The sequence below is a fragment of the Microbacterium arborescens genome (assembly GCF_049707515.1).
Classification (GTDB): Bacteria; Actinomycetota; Actinomycetes; order Actinomycetales; family Microbacteriaceae; genus Microbacterium; species Microbacterium arborescens_B.
In genome coordinates, this window is sequence record NZ_JBNAFI010000008.1 from 94,101 (window position 1) to 110,353 (window position 16,253).

At 72.0% G+C, this 16,253-nt stretch carries 14 protein-coding genes; 8 read left to right on the forward strand and 6 right to left on the reverse strand.

Annotation, left to right across the window (positions count from 1 at the left end):
* Positions 1–59: 59 nt before the first annotated feature.
* Together ACPYN5_RS14855 and ACPYN5_RS14860 are read left to right on the forward strand one after the other, a co-directional pair.
* Positions 60–1,349, forward strand: coding sequence for a sensor histidine kinase (locus ACPYN5_RS14855; protein WP_424449763.1), 1,290 nt, complete (start codon positions 60–62; stop codon positions 1,347–1,349).
* A gap of 50 nt (positions 1,350–1,399) precedes the next feature.
* Positions 1,400–2,077: a response regulator gene (locus ACPYN5_RS14860; RefSeq protein WP_424449802.1), complete on the forward strand. Its 678-nt coding sequence runs from the start codon at positions 1,400–1,402 to the stop codon at positions 2,075–2,077.
* A 43-nt stretch (positions 2,078–2,120) separates the two neighbouring features.
* Here ACPYN5_RS14860 and ACPYN5_RS14865 read toward each other — a convergent pair whose 3' ends face one another.
* Together ACPYN5_RS14865 and ACPYN5_RS14870 are read right to left on the reverse strand one after the other, a co-directional pair.
* Positions 2,121–3,458 (reverse strand): hypothetical protein, encoded by a 1,338-nt coding sequence (locus ACPYN5_RS14865; RefSeq protein WP_424449764.1) that lies wholly within the window; start codon positions 3,456–3,458, stop codon positions 2,121–2,123.
* Positions 3,459–3,534: 76 nt separating this feature from the next.
* Positions 3,535–5,346, reverse strand: a complete 1,812-nt coding sequence (locus ACPYN5_RS14870; RefSeq protein ID WP_424449765.1) for a glycoside hydrolase family 15 protein — start codon at positions 5,344–5,346, stop codon at positions 3,535–3,537.
* Positions 5,347–5,539: 193 nt separating this feature from the next.
* Between ACPYN5_RS14870 and ACPYN5_RS14875 the strand changes: the two genes are divergently transcribed.
* Both ACPYN5_RS14875 and ACPYN5_RS14880 read left to right on the forward strand, forming a co-directional pair.
* Positions 5,540–6,436 (forward strand): ABC transporter ATP-binding protein, encoded by an 897-nt coding sequence (locus ACPYN5_RS14875; protein ID WP_424449766.1) that lies wholly within the window; start codon positions 5,540–5,542, stop codon positions 6,434–6,436.
* Complete coding sequence (locus ACPYN5_RS14880) at positions 6,433–7,521, forward strand: ABC transporter permease (protein ID WP_424449767.1); 1,089 nt, start codon at positions 6,433–6,435, stop codon at positions 7,519–7,521. Before ACPYN5_RS14875 ends, ACPYN5_RS14880 begins: the two co-directional genes overlap by 4 nt.
* 100 nt (positions 7,522–7,621) lie before the next feature.
* Here ACPYN5_RS14880 and ACPYN5_RS14885 read toward each other — a convergent pair whose 3' ends face one another.
* The gene (locus tag ACPYN5_RS14885; protein WP_424449768.1) at positions 7,622–8,011 is read right to left on the reverse strand and encodes a VOC family protein; all 390 of its coding nucleotides are present in this window, start codon (positions 8,009–8,011) and stop codon (positions 7,622–7,624) included.
* A 133-nt stretch (positions 8,012–8,144) separates the two neighbouring features.
* Between ACPYN5_RS14885 and ACPYN5_RS14890 the strand changes: the two genes are divergently transcribed.
* The 4 genes from ACPYN5_RS14890 to ACPYN5_RS14905 all read left to right on the forward strand — a co-directional run bounded on the left by ACPYN5_RS14890 (position 8,145) and on the right by ACPYN5_RS14905 (position 11,931).
* Positions 8,145–8,726, forward strand: a complete 582-nt coding sequence (locus tag ACPYN5_RS14890) for a nitroreductase family protein (protein WP_424449769.1) — start codon at positions 8,145–8,147, stop codon at positions 8,724–8,726.
* A gap of 130 nt (positions 8,727–8,856) precedes the next feature.
* Positions 8,857–10,074, forward strand: coding sequence for a type III polyketide synthase (locus tag ACPYN5_RS14895; protein WP_424449770.1), 1,218 nt, complete (start codon positions 8,857–8,859; stop codon positions 10,072–10,074).
* Positions 10,065–10,763, forward strand: coding sequence for a methyltransferase domain-containing protein (locus tag ACPYN5_RS14900; protein WP_424449771.1), 699 nt, complete (start codon positions 10,065–10,067; stop codon positions 10,761–10,763). Before ACPYN5_RS14895 ends, ACPYN5_RS14900 begins: the two co-directional genes overlap by 10 nt.
* Positions 10,756–11,931, forward strand: a complete 1,176-nt coding sequence (locus ACPYN5_RS14905) for an FAD-dependent oxidoreductase (RefSeq protein ID WP_424449772.1) — start codon at positions 10,756–10,758, stop codon at positions 11,929–11,931. The genes ACPYN5_RS14900 and ACPYN5_RS14905 overlap by 8 nt, the downstream gene beginning before the upstream one ends.
* A gap of 60 nt (positions 11,932–11,991) precedes the next feature.
* Here ACPYN5_RS14905 and ACPYN5_RS14910 read toward each other — a convergent pair whose 3' ends face one another.
* From ACPYN5_RS14910 to ACPYN5_RS14920, 3 genes are all read right to left on the reverse strand, one after another.
* Entirely contained in the window at positions 11,992–12,819 is an 828-nt protein-coding gene (locus ACPYN5_RS14910) for a UbiA family prenyltransferase (protein ID WP_424449773.1), read from the reverse strand.
* A gap of 91 nt (positions 12,820–12,910) precedes the next feature.
* Positions 12,911–15,130: an ATP-dependent Clp protease ATP-binding subunit gene (locus tag ACPYN5_RS14915; protein WP_424449774.1), complete on the reverse strand. Its 2,220-nt coding sequence runs from the start codon at positions 15,128–15,130 to the stop codon at positions 12,911–12,913.
* Between the two features lie 64 nt (positions 15,131–15,194).
* Positions 15,195–16,202, reverse strand: coding sequence for a helix-turn-helix domain-containing protein (locus ACPYN5_RS14920; RefSeq protein ID WP_424449775.1), 1,008 nt, complete (start codon positions 16,200–16,202; stop codon positions 15,195–15,197).
* Positions 16,203–16,253: the final 51 nt, after the last annotated feature.

Below are 16,253 nucleotides of genomic sequence, written 5' to 3' on the forward strand. Positions count from 1 at the left end.
GGGCCCGCGTCCCCCGTCGGGGGGATGTCGCACCTGCGGGGTGCCCGTAGCGTGGGGGCATGTCCGTGGCTCCCCCTGTTCCCGACGAGCGTCTGGCGCCGACGCCCGAGCAGCTGCGCAACGACCTCTGGCTCGCCGCCGCCCTGCTCGTCAGCGCGATCCTCAGCACCTGGCTGGGCAGCGTCGCCCAGGTCTGGGGCGACGAATCTCCGCATCTCGGCTGGGGCCTGCTGTACTCCGTGGGCCTGACCGCGCCACTCGCGCTGCGCCGCCGCCTTCCCGAGGTCGCACTCATCGCGGTGGCCGTCGTCTACTTCGTCGGCATGTCCTTCCACATCCCCGAGATGTATGTCGGCAGCATCGCGCTCTTCATCGTCATGTACTCCGTCGGCGCGTGGGTCGTCAACCGTCGACGCGCCATGGTCGTGCGCGTCGTGGTCATCATCGGCATGTTCTTGTGGCTGTTGGCCGCGATGTTCCAGGCCGCGAGCGACGAGGGCGGCGGCACCGCGGCGGAGTTCTCCCTGTTCTCCCCGGTCGCGGCCCTGATGATGCTGCAGTTCCTCTTCAACGTCGTCTTCTTCGCCGGGGCTTTCGCGTTCGGCGAGCGGGCATACGCCGGCGCCCTCAGCCGTGAGGAGCTCGAGCAGCGCACGCGCGAACTCGAGCACGAGCGCGAGATCACGGCAGCGCAGGCCGTGGCGCTCGACCGGGTGCGGATCGCGCGCGAGCTGCACGACGTCGTCGCCCATCACGTGTCCGCCATGGGCGTGCAGGCCGGTGCGGCGCGCACGGTGCTCGACCGCGACCCCGAGGCGGCGCGGCGCGCGCTCGCCGTCGTCGAAGAGTCTGCGCGAGCATCGCTGGCCGAGCTGCGCCAGCTGCTCGAGACACTGCGGACATCGGATGCCGCTTCTCCGCGCGACTCGACGCTGCGGCTCAACGCCATCGGCGAGCTCGTGCGGTACGCGGAGGAGAACGGGATGCCGACGACCCTGAGCGTCGTGGGTGAGCCGGTCGCGGCGTCCGAGGTCGCCCAGGTGAACCTCTACCGCATCGCGCAGGAGGCTCTCACGAACGCCCGCCGCCACGGCGGGCCCGACGCCCGGGCCGATGTGCGCCTGCGCTTCGACGGCGACGAGATCGAGCTCGAGGTCGCGAACGACGGCCGCGTGCGGTTCGGCGCGAAGCCGGGGCTCGGGCTCGTGGGGATGCGCGAGCGCGCGGCGGCATCCGGCGGCTGGCTCGAAGCCGGCCCCCGCCCGCGCGGCGGCTTCCTCGTCCGCGCGCGTGTTCCCGCCGGCTCCCGCACCGCCGCAGAGCCGATCGAGCAGGGGGTGCTCGCGTGAGCGATGCGTCGACACCGACCACGGTGGTGCTCGCCGATGACCATGCCGTCATGCGCGCGGGTTTCCGGATGATTCTCGAGGCGGGCGGCGACATCGCCGTCGTCGGTGAGGCGGGCGACGGGGCGGAGGCGATCGAGACGGTCGCCCGGGTTCGACCCGACGTCGTGTTCATGGACGTCCAGATGCCCGTCCTCGACGGACTCGAGGCCACGCGCCGCATCGTCTCGGACCCCCGAAACACCAGCGCGGTCGTCGTCGTGACCACCTTCGACCGCGACGACTACCTCTTCCAGGCGCTGGAGGCCGGCGCGAGCGGGTTCCTGCTCAAGAACGCCGGGCCCGAGGAGCTGACGGCGGCTGTCCGCATCGCCGCCGCCGGTGACGCGCTGCTCGCACCCGAAGTCACCCGCCGGGTGATCGAGCGGTTCGCGGGCGGCACCGCCGGCGGCACCGCCGTCGGCACCGTCGCCGACGTCGCACCGGCGCTCGCAGCCGAGCACGCGACGCCCGTCACCCCGTCGCGGTCACCCGCCCACCACGGCCTGACCGAGCGCGAGGCCGAGGTGCTGCGCCTGCTGGCGCGTGCGCTCAGCAACGCCGAGATCGCCCGGGAGCTGTTCATCGGCGACGCCACCGTCAAGACGCATGTGTCGAACATCCTCATCAAGCTCGGCGCCCGCGATCGCGTCGCCGCCGTCGTCCTGGCTCACCGCAACGGCTGGGCCTGACGGGCCGCCGGCAGGCGTCAGGCCGGGCATCAGGCCCGCCGTCTCAGGCCGGATCGGATACCGGCGAGCGGGAGGTGCGTTGCATCGGCACCGGAACGCGCCGGCGGGCCCGTCCCGGCACGGCGACCCGCCACAGCGCTCGGACGCTCCACACGAACAGGCCGACCAGCAGGATGTTCCGAGCGAGCAGCAGGCTCGCGGCGAAGGGGTCGGCCCGGACGAGGGGCATGTAGAAGATCGGGAAGACGAGGGTCGTCAGGAAGCTCGTCACCGCCATCCAGATCGCGGGCGTCCGCCAGCGGTCCGGGTCGAGCAGGAGCCCCACGACGACGATGGGGGCGAGCCACAGCATGTACTGCGGCGAGCCCACCTTGTTGAAGACGATGAGGGCAGCCGTCAACGCGAAGGCCCCGAGAACGACGAGGCGCCCCTCGGCGGACTCGGTGCGGCGGGCCTCGGTGACCCGGGTCATGCGGGCCCGCACCAGCAGCAGCGCGATCGCGATGAACGCGGCGATCATCAGCCACCCGACGATCTCACCCGCCGCCATCGCGCCGTGCCCGATCACCTCGCGGGTCGCGAGCTCGTGGTTCTGCTGGATGCGCGCACCGGGCATCTCCCAGATCGTCGCCCACACCCAGGGCGTCGCGACGGGAGCCTCGAGCTGCGGAGCACGCGTTCCCTGGATGGTCAGGAAGCTGAAGAGGTTCGTCGCGCCGCCGGCGAGAACGACGGCCACCATGATCGCGGCGCTCGCCGCGAGTCCGCCCAGAGCAACCCACCACCGGCTGCGGCACACGGCGATGACCGCGGCAGCGATCGCCGCCGGCCACACCTTGACCCACGTCGCGAGTGCGATGAGCGCCCCGGCCACCACGGGACGGCGCGAGACCCAGACCAGGCCCGCGATCGCGAGCGGGGCGGCAAATCCTTCGAGGCGCAGCATCGACACGGGCGCGAGGAGCAGGATGCTCAGGAGCCAGTACCAGGCGGCGGGGTACGCCGAGCGCCGCTGCAGCCGCGCCCCGGCGATCGCCGCGAGTGCGAGCCAGTTCGCTCCGGCCAGCATGAGCAGCCAGACGAGCTGGTAGAGGTACGGCCCGAGGGCGATGGGCGCGACGATTGGAAGCAACGCGCCCGCCGGATAGACCCATTCGAAGTCGATGACCGGCCAGGTCCCCTGCACGGCATCCTGCGCCCATTGCCGGTACAGCGGCAGATCGCCCTCGGTGCCCCCGGTGATGATGAGCGGTGAGAGGGCGATGATGTATGCGACGTGGAAGGCGACGAATCCGGTGACGAGACCGCGACGGGTCCGACCGAACGCCGCCAAGCGCTGGCGGCGCGTCCTGCGGCGGGGGGATGCCGGAAGTGACGTCACCCGGGCATCATAGGCCCCGCGCATATCCGCGCAATGAACGAACGGGGGCGGTCCGCCCTGCGCGCGCCCGCCCGCCTCAGCGCCGGTGCGCCGCCCGGCCGCCGTGCCCGGCGAGCGCGTCGGCCGCGCCCACGAGAGCCAGGTGCGACAGGGCTTGCGGGGTGTTCCCCGCCTGCCGCCCGTGCGTGACGTCGTACTCCTCCGACAGCAGGCCGAGGTCGTTGGTCAGACCGCACAGGCGGTCCATGAGCTGCGTCGCGTCATCGATGCGCCCGGTCGCGGCGTACTGCTCGACGAGCCAGAACGAGCACGCGAGGAAGGGATGCTCGGTGCCGCCGAGTCCGTCGACTCCGGCCTCGGTGCGGTAGCGCATCACGAGGCCGTCGCGCAGCAGGGTCTGCTCGATCCGCGCGACGGTCGCGAGCATCCGCGGATCATCGGGCGCGCAGAACCCGACGGCGGGCAGCAGCAGCAGCGAGGCGTCGACCTCGTCGGTGCCGAAGTGCTGCGTGAAGTGGCCGCCCGCGGCATCCACCCCCCGCTCGGCGATCTCGTCGCGCACACGCTCGCGGAGGCTCCGCCACGTGTCGGCGTCGCCGTCGAGCCCGTGGTCCTCGACGGCGCGGACCCCGCGATCGAGGGCCGCCCAGATCATGGCGCGCGAATGGGTGAACATCTGCGGGGCGCCGCGCATCTCCCAGATGCCGTGATCGGCGCGGTCGAGCCACGCGACGACCTGGTCGAGCAGCGCGCGCTGCAACGCCCACGAGAACGTCGTCTCGGCGACGCCGGCGAGCCGGGCGGCTTCGAGGGCGACCATCACCTCGCCGACCACGTCGGCCTGGTACTGGTCGACCGCGCCGTTGCCGACGCGCACCGGCGCCGACCCCGCATACCCGGGCAGGCTCGTGAGCTCGCGCTCGGGAAGATCGCGCTCCCCCGCGATGCCGTACATGATCTGGACATCGGCGGGGTCGCCCGCCACTGCTCGGAGCAGCCAGTCGCGCCAGCGCGCGGCCGCTTCGAGATACCCGTGCGAGATGTAGGCCTCGAGCGTGAGCGCCGCATCGCGCAGCCAGACGTAGCGGTAGTCCCAGTTGCGCGTGCCGCCGAAGTCCTCGGGCAGCGACGTGGTCGCCGCCGCGACGATGCCGCCGGTCTCGGCGTGGGTGAGCGCTCGCAGCACGAGCATCGAACGCAGCACGCGATCGCCCCACCGGCCGTCGTCGTCGATGCGGCGCGCCCACGTCGTCCACCACGTCAGGGTGCGGTCGCGGGCCTCGTCGACGTCGAACGGTTGGGGGATGTCGCGGAACGACGGCGCCCACTGCAGCACCGAGTCGACCATCTGCCCGGCGCCGACGACGAACTCACCGCGGTGCATGGCGCCGTCCGCGACGAGTCGTGGCCCGCGAACGGTCACGGCATCGGGACCGGCGACCGCGAGCAGCACGCCGGTGGTCTCGGCATCCGGCGTGCTCGTGGACCCGATCTGCCGTACCCACGGCACCGCGCGGGCGTAGTCGAAGCGCAGACGCACCTCGCTGACGAACGCGACCTCGCCCTCGACACCGGCGACGCGGCGGACCACCGCATCCGCACCATCGAGGACGGGCATGAACTCGTGCACCTCGGCGACGCCGTCCTCGCACTCCCAGCGGGTCACCAGCACGAACGTGTCGCCGTCGTAGCGCCGTGTCGCCCGGGCATGCGGGTCGCGCGGGCGCAGGCCCCAGCGGCCGTGCGAGCTGTCACCGAGCAGCGCTCCGAAGATCGACCCGGAGTCGTATCGCGGCAGGCAGAGCCAGTCGAGATCACCGGCATCCGACACCAGAGCGGCGCTGCGGCAGTTGCTGAGGAGGGCGTAGCGCTCGATCGCTGCGGGCATCCTCGACATTGTTCCGCTCCGGTACCCGCCGGGCAAGCGTGAGGGGAATGCGGTGCTGGCGCGGGCATCCCCCGTGCGGCTCCCCCGTGCCGCTCCCCCGCCGGGCGGGTGGACCGAGGGCACGATCCGCCATGCGGGGGATCCGCCGCGCCCACCGGCTCCCTAGCGTGGAGGCATCGGCTAAGGAGGCGGAATGCTCGAACTGAGCGGCATCACCAAGAACTACGGCACGCACCGCGTGCTCGACGACGTGGGCTTCCGCGTTCCCGACGGACGCCTGACCGGCTTCGTCGGCGGCAACGGGGCAGGTAAGACCACCACGATGCGCATCATGCTCGGCGTGCTCTCCCGCGACAGCGGCGAGGTCACGATCGACGGCGCGCCGCTGACCGCCGCCGACCGGCGCCGCTTCGGCTACATGCCCGAGGAGCGCGGGCTGTACCCCAAGATGAAGGTCCTCGAGCAGATCGTCTACCTCGCCCGCCTCCACGGTTTCTCCAAGCCCGATGCCACGACTCGGGCCCGGGCGCTGCTCGAGGAGCTCGGTCTCGGCGAGCGCCTGAACGACAACATCGAGACCCTGTCGCTCGGCAACCAGCAGCGCGCGCAGATCGCCGCGGCCCTCGTGCACGATCCGCAGGTGCTCATCCTCGACGAGCCGTTCTCGGGCCTCGACCCCCTCGCGGTCGACGTCGTCGCGGGCGTGCTGCAGAGCCGAGCCGCCCAGGGCGTGGGTGTGCTGTTCTCGTCGCACCAGCTCGACGTCGTCGAGCGCCTCTGCGACGACCTCGTCATCATCGCCGGCGGCACCATCCGGGCGGCCGGCACTCGCGACGGCCTCCGCCGTCAGCACCAGGGTCACCGCTACGAGCTGGTCTCGGCGGGGGATGCCGGGTGGCTGCGCAGCGAACCCGGTGTCGAGGTCGTCGAGTTCGACGGCGGCTACGCCCTGTTCGACGTCGACGCCGACGAGACCGCGCAGCGGGTGCTGCGCCGCGCCGTCGAGCACGGCGACGTCGCGAGCTTCACGCCGCGGCATCCGTCCCTCGCCCAGATCTTCACCGAAGTCATCCAGGAGGTCGCCCCGTGAGCGCCGCATCGCCCTCATTCGCCCAGAGCACCTGGCTCGTCGCCGAACGCGAGATCGGCTCGAAGCTTCGCAGCAAGTCGTTCGTCATCTCGTTCGCCATCCTCTTCCTCGGCGCCCTCGCCCTGGTCGTATGGGGCGGGTTCTCGGCCGGGAACGACAGCGGCTCACCCGTCGCGGTGACCCCCGACGCGGCGTCATACGTTCAGAACGCTCCCGGTCTCGACGTCCGGGACGTCGCCGACCGGGCCGCGGCCGAGAGCGCCGTCCGCGACGGCGACGTCGACGCCGCGATCGTCGCGGACTCGACGGCCCCGAGCGGCTACGTCGTCATCGGCGACACGTCGGTGTCGAACAGCATCCTCATGTCGCTCGCACAGCTGCCGAAGGTCGAGCTGCTCGACCCGTCGGGCGATGCCGGGTTCCTCGGCTACATCGTCGCGATCGGGTTCGGCGCGGTCTTCTTCATCTCGGCGCAGATCTTCGGGGCGACGATCGCGCAGTCGGTCGTCGAGGAGAAGCAGACCCGCGTCGTCGAGTTGCTGATCTCGGCGGTGCCGGTGCGGGCGCTCCTGGCCGGCAAGGTCCTCGGCAACACCGTGCTCGCGATGGGGCAGATCCTCATCCTCGCGGCCGTGGCGGTGATCGGTCTCACCGTGACGGATCAGACCGAGCTGCTCACCGGCATCGGAGCGCCGATCGCGTGGTTCGCGGTGTTCTTCCTGTTCGGGTTCGTGCTGCTGGCGGCACTGTTCGCCGCTGCTGCCGCCATGGTCTCGCGCCAGGAGGACATCGGCACGACCACCACGCCCCTCCTCATGCTGATCATGGCGCCGTACTTCCTCGTCATCTTCGCCTGGGACAACCCGCTGATCCTCGGCATCATGTCGTACGTGCCCTTCTCGGCCCCCGTCGGCATGCCGATGCGCCTGTTCCTCGGCGACGCGCTCTGGTGGGAGCCGCTCCTCTCGCTCGCGATCCTGCTCGTGACCTGCGTCGGGGCGATCCTCCTCGGTGCGAAGATCTACGAGAACTCGCTCCTGCGGATGGGCGCCCGTGTGAAGCTCGGCGAGGCACTGCGCCGCTGACGCTGTCGGGCCCGCCCGCCGGGGCTTCCGGCCCGCGATGTCGGCGCCGGGTGCGCATCCGCTCAGGGATGTCCGCACCCGGCGCCGACGTCTTCGCGGTTCAGGCCTGGAGGACCGCGATGACGTTGCCCGCGGGGTCGCGGAACCAGGCGATGTCGGGGCCGCGACCCTCCCCGCGCACGATGCCCCGCTCGTCGGAGGGGAACACGTCATCGGGGTAGATCTTCGTGTCGACGCCCCGCTCGCGCAGCTCGTCGACAGCGGCGTCGATGTCGTCGACGGGGAAGTTCAGGATCGTGAAGCTCGCAGGAGTGTGGTCGGGCTTGGCATAGATCAGGATGCCGCCGCCCGAGGCGAGGCGGACCTGGAGGAAGCCCATCGCGTTGGTCTCGACGTCGAGACCGAGGGTGTCGCCGTAGAAGGTTCGGGCCGCATCGATGTCGTCGACGCTGAACCCACTGAAGGCCCCGTTGGTTGTGAAAGCGCTCATGACGACAGGGTCGCCCTCTCGGAGGCGGCGCACAAGAGGATCGGATGACGGGGAATGTCGGCGCGGATCCCGTCGTTCGCTCCTGGCGGGACGATGGAGTCCGACGCTGTCCACACGACCCCCGGAGAAACCCATGTCTCTCATCGAAGAGCGCGTCGCCGAAACCGACGCCCCCGTCCTCGACGTCCTCGCCGCGCGCTGGAGCACGCGTCTGTACGACGACGTCGCCCCCGTCGACGAGGACGCCCTGGCCAGTGCCCTCGAGGCCGCACGCTGGGCGCCGTCCGCGTTCAACGCCCAGCCCTGGCGCTTCGTCGTGGCGCGCCGCGGCACCGCCACCCACGCGAAGGTCGTCTCGGCCCTCGTGGAGTTCAACCAGGCCTGGGCCGGCCCCGCCGGCGCGCTCGTCGTCTTCATCGCACAGACCGAGATCGACGGCAGGCCCGTTCCCACCGCGCTCTACGACCTCGGTCAGGCTGCCGCTCACTTCACCGTGCAGGCCCACGCCGACGGCCTCTACACCCACCAGATGACCGGCTTCGACGCCGCCGCCCTCGCCGAGAAGCTCGGCATCGAGGCGCCCTTCGTGCCGGTCACCGTCATGGCCGTGGGTGACCTCGGCGACGTCGACGCCGCCCCCTCCGCCGTGCGCGAGCGCGAGCTCTCGCCGCGTACGCGCCGCCCCGCGAGCGAGTCGGTCGTCATCGACGACTGATCGCCGCCGACAGCAGCGCCCCGCCGACCCCGCGTCGGCGGGGCGCCGCTGTTCCCGCCCGCACCATAGACGAGGCCCCCTGGTTCGGCACCCCCGCGCCCGAGGCCCTCTGGGCCGGTTATCGTCAAGCATGACCGCCCGCATCCTGTCGATCGGCACCGCCGTGCCGCCGGCCGTGCTCCATCAGAATTCCGTGCGCGACCTGTTCGCGTCACAGCCCGGGATCGGGCGGTTGTCGCAGCGGCTCGTTCGCGCCGCCTTCGACGCCTCGGCCATCGAGACCCGCCACACGGTCCTGACCGACCTCGCCGACGCCCTCGACGCCTCGCCCGCATCCGCGCCGCGCGAGCACCCGGCCGCAGCCGGAGCGGCATCCCATCCCGCCACCGCCGACCTTCCCGTCATCTCCGACGCGGGGGCCCTCCTCTCACCGCCCACCGGCGCGCGCAACGACGCCTACATCGCTCTCGCGCCCGAGCTGTCAGCGCGGGCGGCGCGCGAGGCCCTGGCCGCGGCATCCGTCGAACCGGGCGAGATCACGCACGTCGTCACGGTCTCGTGCACCGGCATGTACGCCCCGGGGCCCGACTACCGGCTCGTCCGCGACCTCGGGCTGCCCACGACCGTCGAGCGTTACCACCTCGGCTTCATCGGCTGCGCCGCCGCCGTGCCGGCCCTGCGGGCAGCCGCTCGCATGTGCGCGGCGCAGCCCGAGGCGGTCGTGCTCGTCGTGTGCGCCGAGCTGTGCACCCTGCACTTCCGCGTCGCCGACGACCCCGATCAGATCCTGGCCGCCTCGCTGTTCGCCGACGGCGCCGCAGCCGCGGTCGTCAGCGCCGACCCGGCGCGCCGCGGCGAGCGCTGGCTCGACCTCGAACGGTTCGCGACCGCCGTGACCGACGACGGCGAACGCGACATGACCTGGACGATCGGCGACGCCGGCTTCGAGATGGTGCTGACCGCCGAGGTGCCGCGCATCATCGGGCGCGAGATCCGCGCGGCCGTCGACGACGTCGTCCGAGGCGCGCGTGTCGACACGTGGGCCGTGCATCCGGGCGGACGCGCCGTGCTCGATCGCGTCGAGTCGGGGCTCGAGCTGGCTCCCGAGGCCCTCGCCGTCTCCCGGGCGGTGCTTCGCGACTACGGCAACATGTCGAGCGCGACGATCCTCTTCATCCTGCACGCGCTTCTCACCGGTGAGGCTCTCACGGACGGCGAGGCGATCGCGACCCTCGCCTTCGGCCCCGGGCTCACGATGGAGGCCGCCCTGCTCACGGCCGGAGTCGCGGCGGCGGATGCGGTGCCCCGGGATGCCGCCCTGACCGAGCCCGTCGCGTCGTGGACCTGAGGCACCGCGACGTCGACCTCCGCGAGCTGATGGACGATCCGGACTGCGATCCGGCCGCTCTCTCGGCGACGCTGCGGCGCTTCGACATCGTCAACCGCGCGGTCAGCGGATGGGGAACCGTGTGGCGCCGCCACCTGCGGCCGGCGCTGGCACGCCTCGACCGTCCCGCCCGCGTGCTCGACATCGGCTCCGGCGGCGGCGACGTCACGGCCCGCCTCGCCGGCTTGGCCGAGCGCGACGGGCTGCGCGTGGAATGGCTCGGCATCGACCCCGATCCGCGGGCGCTCGAGGTCGCCCGCGAGCGCTCCCGACCCGGCCTCGAGTTCCGCAGCACCGACTCGACGCAGCTGCGGGCAACCGGCGAGCGCTTCGACGCGGTCATCTCGAACCACGTGCTGCATCACCTCGGCGAGCCCGAGCTGGCGGCGTTCCTCGACGACTCCCGCGCCCTGTCGGACGGCATCGTGCTGCACGCCGACATCGAACGCGGCCGGACCGCTTACGCCCTGTACGCCGCCGGCATCCTTCCGCTGCAGCGCGGCACCTTCCTCCGAACCGACGGCCTCCGCTCGATCCGCCGCAGCTATCGAGCGCCCGAGCTGCGCACGACGCTCGCCGACCGCGGCACCTGGCATGTGCTGCGTCCTGCACCGTTCCGGCTGCTCGCGGTGGGATCCGGCCGTGCCTGACGTCATCGTCATCGGCGCGGGCCCCGTCGGCACCCTGCTGGCCGCCGAGCTGGCGCGCCGCGACGTCGACGTCGAGGTCGTCGAGCGCCGCGACCGCTCCGGCGACGGATCGCGCGCCATCGGGCTGCACGCACCGGTGCTGAGCGCCCTCGAGGAGGGCGGTGCGACCGACCGCATCCTCGAGCACGCCGTCCGCGTGGCACGCGGCGAAGCGCGAAGCGACGGAAAGCTGCTCGGCGTGGTCCGCTTCGATCGCCTGTCGATGCGGCATCCGTACGTCGCGACCCTCCCCCAGGCGAGGACAGAGGCGGCGCTGGCCGTCGGAGCACCCGAACCGCGACGGGGAACGACCGTCACCGCGGTCCGCGCCGGCGACACCGACGTGAGACTGAGCGTCACCGACGCACGCGGCGATGACGAGCTGCGCGCGCCCATCGTCGTCGTCGCCGCGGGGGTCGGGGCGCGGGACCTCGTCTTCCGCCCCGGGGCGGTGCGCCGCACGAGCTATCCCGACCGCTACCTCATGAGCGACGCGGATGTGCCCGACCGGCCCGACGCCGAGACGGCCGTCGTCCACCTGGCGGCCAGTGGCGTGCTGGAGTCGTTCCCCCTGCCCGGCGGACGTCGACGATTCGTCGCGTGGGATGCCGCAGCCCCGGGTGCCGCGGGGGGCGCTGCCAGGGAGGCGGACCCCGACGACCCCGACGCCCGGCTCGCGCGATTGCGCACCGCGCTGCGCGAGCGCGGCGAGGCCTCCGCCGCCGATGCGGTCACGAGCGCCACCGGCTTCCGGGTGCGGCGCGTGCTCGCACCCGCGATGCGGCGCGGCCGCCTCGTCGTCATCGGCGACAGCGCACACGAGATCAGCCCCATCGGCGGGCAGGGCATGAACCTCGGACTGCTGGATGCGGCGACCCTCGCTCCCCTGCTGGCCGAGTGGACCCGCACCGGCGTCGAGCCCGCGTCGGCGCTCGCGCAATGGGAGCGCGACCGGCTTCGGTCGGCCCGCATCGCCGGACGCATGGCCGCCGTCAACATGCGCCTCGGCCGCCCCGTGAGCGCGGCGACGCACGCTCTGCGGCGACGCACGCTCGGCGCCGCGCTCGCGGCGACCGGTTCGCTCATCCCGCACGCCTACGCGATGGGCCTCGACTCCGCCGCACGCTGAGGCCGCCGCTCGCGCCGACGCTGCCGGCGAGCCCGAGGCTGACGCGGGTCGCGCGTGGCCTCAGGCGGCGAGCGCGCCGGCGGTCACCACGAGCTGGGCGGCGAGCAGGAGCGCTGCCGCCATCACGAGGCGGAAGCCGGTGCGATCAGGCCCCCGCAGCCGCATCCGCACGACGACGGCCACGGCCAGGGCGAGCACGGCGGCGAAGAAGAGCCACGGCAGCACGCCGCCGGCACCGCCGCCGACGACGACCGCGAGAGCCGCGACGACCACGCCCGCGACGGCGATGAGCACCGAGACGCTCGCGCCGAGCCGATGCGGCAGACCGCGGATGCCGGTGGCGCGGTCGTCGTCGAGATCGGGCAGCACGTTGGTGAGGTGCACCGCTGCACCGAGCGCGGCGCCGGCGATCGCGGCGAACGGCGCGGCGAGCTCCGGCTCGGGAGCCGCGAGCGTCGCGAGCGAGGGGAAGAGGCCGAAGCTGACGATGAACGGGACGATCGACACCGCGGTCGCCTTCAGCCCCACGTTGTACGCCCAGCCCGCCCCGATGGTGACCATGTGGGCGAGCAGCATCCCCCATCCGAGCGGCACCGACAGCGCGAGCGCGACGATCACCGAACCGATCGCGGCGGTCCACGCCGTCCGGTTCGAGACCTCGTCGCGGACGAGAGGCTTGTCGCGGCGGCCGACGGCGCGGTCGCGCTCACGATCGATCGCGTCGTTGGAGATGCCGATCGACAGCTGCCCGAAGAGCACCGCGGCCACGAGCACGACGACGCGCCACGGCTCGAGGCCGGCGGCCAGCCCCAGCGCCAGCGAGAGGGCCGTGACGACAAGCGCCGGTCCGGGATGGGAGGCGCCCCACAGGGCCCGCACGGTGCGCATGCCCCTATGCTTCCACGCCGAGGCCGACCGACCCGCGGGCTTGCGTCCGGGGTGATCGATCGGCAGTGTCACGGCTGCGCGTGCCGGTCGATCAGTCGTCGAGGAGCTCGGCCTCGATGACGTCGTCGTCGCCCGGGCGGGCGGCCGGCTCGGCGGCGGGCCCCGCGCTCGTGAGCACGAGCGACGAGCCGTCGGCCGCGACATCGACCCGCACGACGTCGCCGTCGTGCACACCGCCGGAGAGGATCGCCATGGCCAGGCGGTCCTGGATCTCGGACTGGATGAGGCGGCGCAGCGGCCGGGCGCCGAACACCGGGTCGTAGCCGCGCTCGGCGAGCCACGCGCGTGCGTCGGGGGTCACGGCCAGCGCGAGACGCCGGTCCTTCAGCCGGCGCTGCAGGGCGTCGACGGAGAGCTCGACGATCTGGGCGAGGTCGTCCTGGCTGAGCGCCTCGAACATCACGGTGTCGTCGAGGCGGTTGAGGAACTCGGGCCGGAACGCCTGCCTCAGCAGGATCTGCACCTGCTCGCGCTTCTGCTCGAGGCTCAGCGTCGGGTCGATGAGGATCGGCGACCCGAGGTTCGAGGTGAGGATCAGGATGACGTTGCGGAAGTCGACCGTCCGGCCCTGGCCGTCGGTGAGGCGGCCGTCGTCCATCACCTGCAGCAGCACGTCGAAGACCTCGGGGTGCGCCTTCTCGACCTCGTCGAGGAGCACGACCGAGTACGGGCGCCGGCGCACGGCCTCGGTGAGCTGTCCCCCCTGCTCGTAGCCGATGTAGCCCGGAGGCGCACCGACGAGCCGCGAGACGGAGTGCTTCTCGCCGTACTCCGACATGTCGATGCGCACCATGGCGTGCTCGTCGTCGAAGAGGAACTCCGCGAGCGCCTTGGCCAGCTCGGTCTTGCCGACGCCGGTGGGGCCGAGGAAGAGGAACGAGCCCGTCGGACGGTTGGGGTCGCTGATGCCCGCGCGCGAGCGGCGCACGGCGTCGGCGACGGCTTTCACCGCGACCTTCTGCCCGATGAGGCGCTTGCCGAGCTCGGACTCCAGCCGCACGAGCTTCTCGGTCTCGCCCTGCAGCAGCCGGCCGACCGGGATCCCGGTCCACGCGGCGATCACGGCGGCGATGTCCTCGTCGGTGACCTGGTCATTGACCATCCGTTCGGGCCCGTCCACGGCCGTCTCGGCGCGTTCGGCCTCGATGACCTCGCGCTCGAGCGCGGGGATCTCGGCGTAGAGCAGACGCGACGCCTTCTCGAGGTTCCCCTCGCGCTGCGCGCGCTCCGCCTCCACGCGGGCGGCGTCGAGACGCGTCTTGAGGTCACCCACGCGGTTCAGCGACGCGCGTTCCCGCTCCCACCGCGCCTGCAGGTCGTCGAGCTTCTGCTGCTCGTCCTTCAGGGTCGCGCGCAGCGCTTCGAGGCGCTCGCGCGATGCGGCATCCTTCTCCTTCTTCAGCGCGAGCTCCTCGAGCTTCAGCCGGTCGACGTGACGGCGCAGCTCGTCGATCTCGAGCGGTGCCGAGTCGATCTCCATGCGCAGGCGCGAGGCGGCCTCGTCGATCAGGTCGATGGCCTTGTCGGGCAGCTGACGGGCCGGGATGTAGCGGTTCGACAGGGATGCCGCGGCGACGAGCGCGCCGTCGGCGATCGCGACCTTGTGGTGCGCCTCGTAGCGCTCCTTGAGCCCGCGGAGGATCGCGATGGTGTCCTCGACGCTCGGCTCGCCGACGTAGACCTGCTGGAAGCGGCGTTCGAGGGCGGCATCCTTCTCGATGAACTCGCGGTACTCGTCGAGCGTGGTGGCGCCGATGAGGCGCAGCTCGCCGCGAGCGAGCATCGGCTTCAGCATGTTCGACGCTGCGACCGACCCCTCGCCGCCGCCCGCGCCCATCAGCACGTGCAGCTCGTCGATGAAGGTGATGACGCGGCCGTCGGACTCGGTGATCTCCTTGAGGACGCTCTTGAGGCGCTCCTCGAACTGCCCGCGGTACATCGCGCCGGCGACAAGCGCCGAGATGTCGAGCGAGACGAGCTCCTTGTTCTTGAGGCTCTCGGCGACGTCGCCCGCGACAATGCGCTGAGCGAGGCCCTCGACGACGGCGGTCTTGCCGACGCCGGGTTCGCCGATGAGGACGGGGTTGTTCTTCGTGCGTCGCGTGAGCACCTGGCTGACGCGGCGGATCTCGCTGTCGCGACCGATCACCGGGTCGAGCTTGCCCTGACGGGCACGGTCGGTGAGGTTGATGCCGAACTGCTCGAGGGCGCTCTGCGCGTCCTCCTGCCCGGGTTGCTGAGTGGCGTTCATCTGTCTCCTGAAATCTCTCGGCTCAAACTTGAGCCTGTGTGACTCAAGTTTAACATCGACGGGCTCAGGACGCTACGGGCTCGGCGAGGCGGCCTTCCACTCCGGCCGCGGCGACAGCGTCGGGAGTGCAGGCGAAGCGCGCCCGGTAGGCGCTCGGGCTGAGTCCCAGCGCGCGGGCGAAGTTCTGGCGCAGCACCGAGGCCGATCCGAATCCGCTGTCGGCGGCGATCTGCTCGAGCCCGAGGTCCGTCTGCTCGAGCAGGCGTTGCGCCCGGAGAATGCGCTGGCGGCCGAGCCAGGCGGCCGGCGTCGTTCCGTAATCGGCCTTGAACCGCCGGGCGAAGGTGCGCGCCGACATGTGCGCGCGCGACGCGAGCAGATCCACCGAGAGGTCGAGATCGAGATTCGCGATCATCCAGTCGGTGATGGGCGCGAGCGACAGGGACGCCGCCTCGGGCAGGGGCCGGGCGATGAACTGGGCCTGTCCACCGTCACGGAGGGGCGGAACCACCATCCGCCGGGCGATCGTGTTCGCCGCCTCGGCGCCGAGCTCGATGCGCAGCAGGTGCAGGCAGGCGTCGAGGCCGGCCGCCGTGCCCGCCGAGGTGATGATCCGGTCGGACTGGACGTAGAGCACGTCGGGATCGACCTCTATGCGCGGGTACATGCGCGCCATGGTCTCGGCGTAGCGCCAGTGGGTCGTCGCGCGCTTGCCGTCGAGCACACCGGAGGCCGCGACGACGAACGCGCCGCTGCACACCGTCAGCACCCAAGCGCCACGCTCGACGGCGCGTCGCACCACCGCCGTGACGCGTTCGTCCACCGCATCCCAGCTCTCTCGCGGAATCGGTGTGATCACGACCAGATCGGCCTCGTCGGCGAAGGCGAGTCCTGCGTCGACGTTGAGCGAGAACGCGAGGTTGGCGGGGACGACACCGGGATCGGGCGTCACCACCCGGAAGTCGAAGTTCGGGATGCCCTCGTCGCTGCGGTCGAGCCCGAACGCCTCGCAGGCCAGCCCGAACTCGAACGGCGCGAAGCCCGGCTGGACGATGCAGGCGATCGTGTGCATGGCAGTAATCCTTCGGACGATGGCTTCTCTGCCAGTATCGGCAGGATAACG

Excerpts from the sequence above, each read along its gene's own strand:
- ACPYN5_RS14910 (WP_424449773.1), bottom strand. The coding sequence starts at position 12,819 with ATGCGCACCGTGCGGGCCCTGTGGGGCGCCTCCCATCCCGGACCGGCG.
- ACPYN5_RS14895 (WP_424449770.1), top strand. The coding sequence starts at position 8,857 with ATGACCGCCCGCATCCTGTCGATCGGCACCGCCGTGCCGCCGGCCGTG.
- ACPYN5_RS14870 (WP_424449765.1), bottom strand. The coding sequence starts at position 5,346 with ATGCCCGCAGCGATCGAGCGCTACGCCCTCCTCAGCAACTGCCGCAGC.
- ACPYN5_RS14920 (WP_424449775.1), bottom strand. The coding sequence starts at position 16,202 with ATGCACACGATCGCCTGCATCGTCCAGCCGGGCTTCGCGCCGTTCGAG.
- ACPYN5_RS14890 (WP_424449769.1), top strand. The coding sequence starts at position 8,145 with ATGTCTCTCATCGAAGAGCGCGTCGCCGAAACCGACGCCCCCGTCCTC.
- ACPYN5_RS14875 (WP_424449766.1), top strand. The coding sequence starts at position 5,540 with ATGCTCGAACTGAGCGGCATCACCAAGAACTACGGCACGCACCGCGTG.
- ACPYN5_RS14860 (WP_424449802.1), top strand. The coding sequence starts at position 1,400 with ATGCGCGCGGGTTTCCGGATGATTCTCGAGGCGGGCGGCGACATCGCC.
- ACPYN5_RS14915 (WP_424449774.1), bottom strand. The coding sequence starts at position 15,130 with ATGAACGCCACTCAGCAACCCGGGCAGGAGGACGCGCAGAGCGCCCTC.
- ACPYN5_RS14855 (WP_424449763.1), top strand. The coding sequence starts at position 60 with ATGTCCGTGGCTCCCCCTGTTCCCGACGAGCGTCTGGCGCCGACGCCC.
- ACPYN5_RS14885 (WP_424449768.1), bottom strand. The coding sequence starts at position 8,011 with ATGAGCGCTTTCACAACCAACGGGGCCTTCAGTGGGTTCAGCGTCGAC.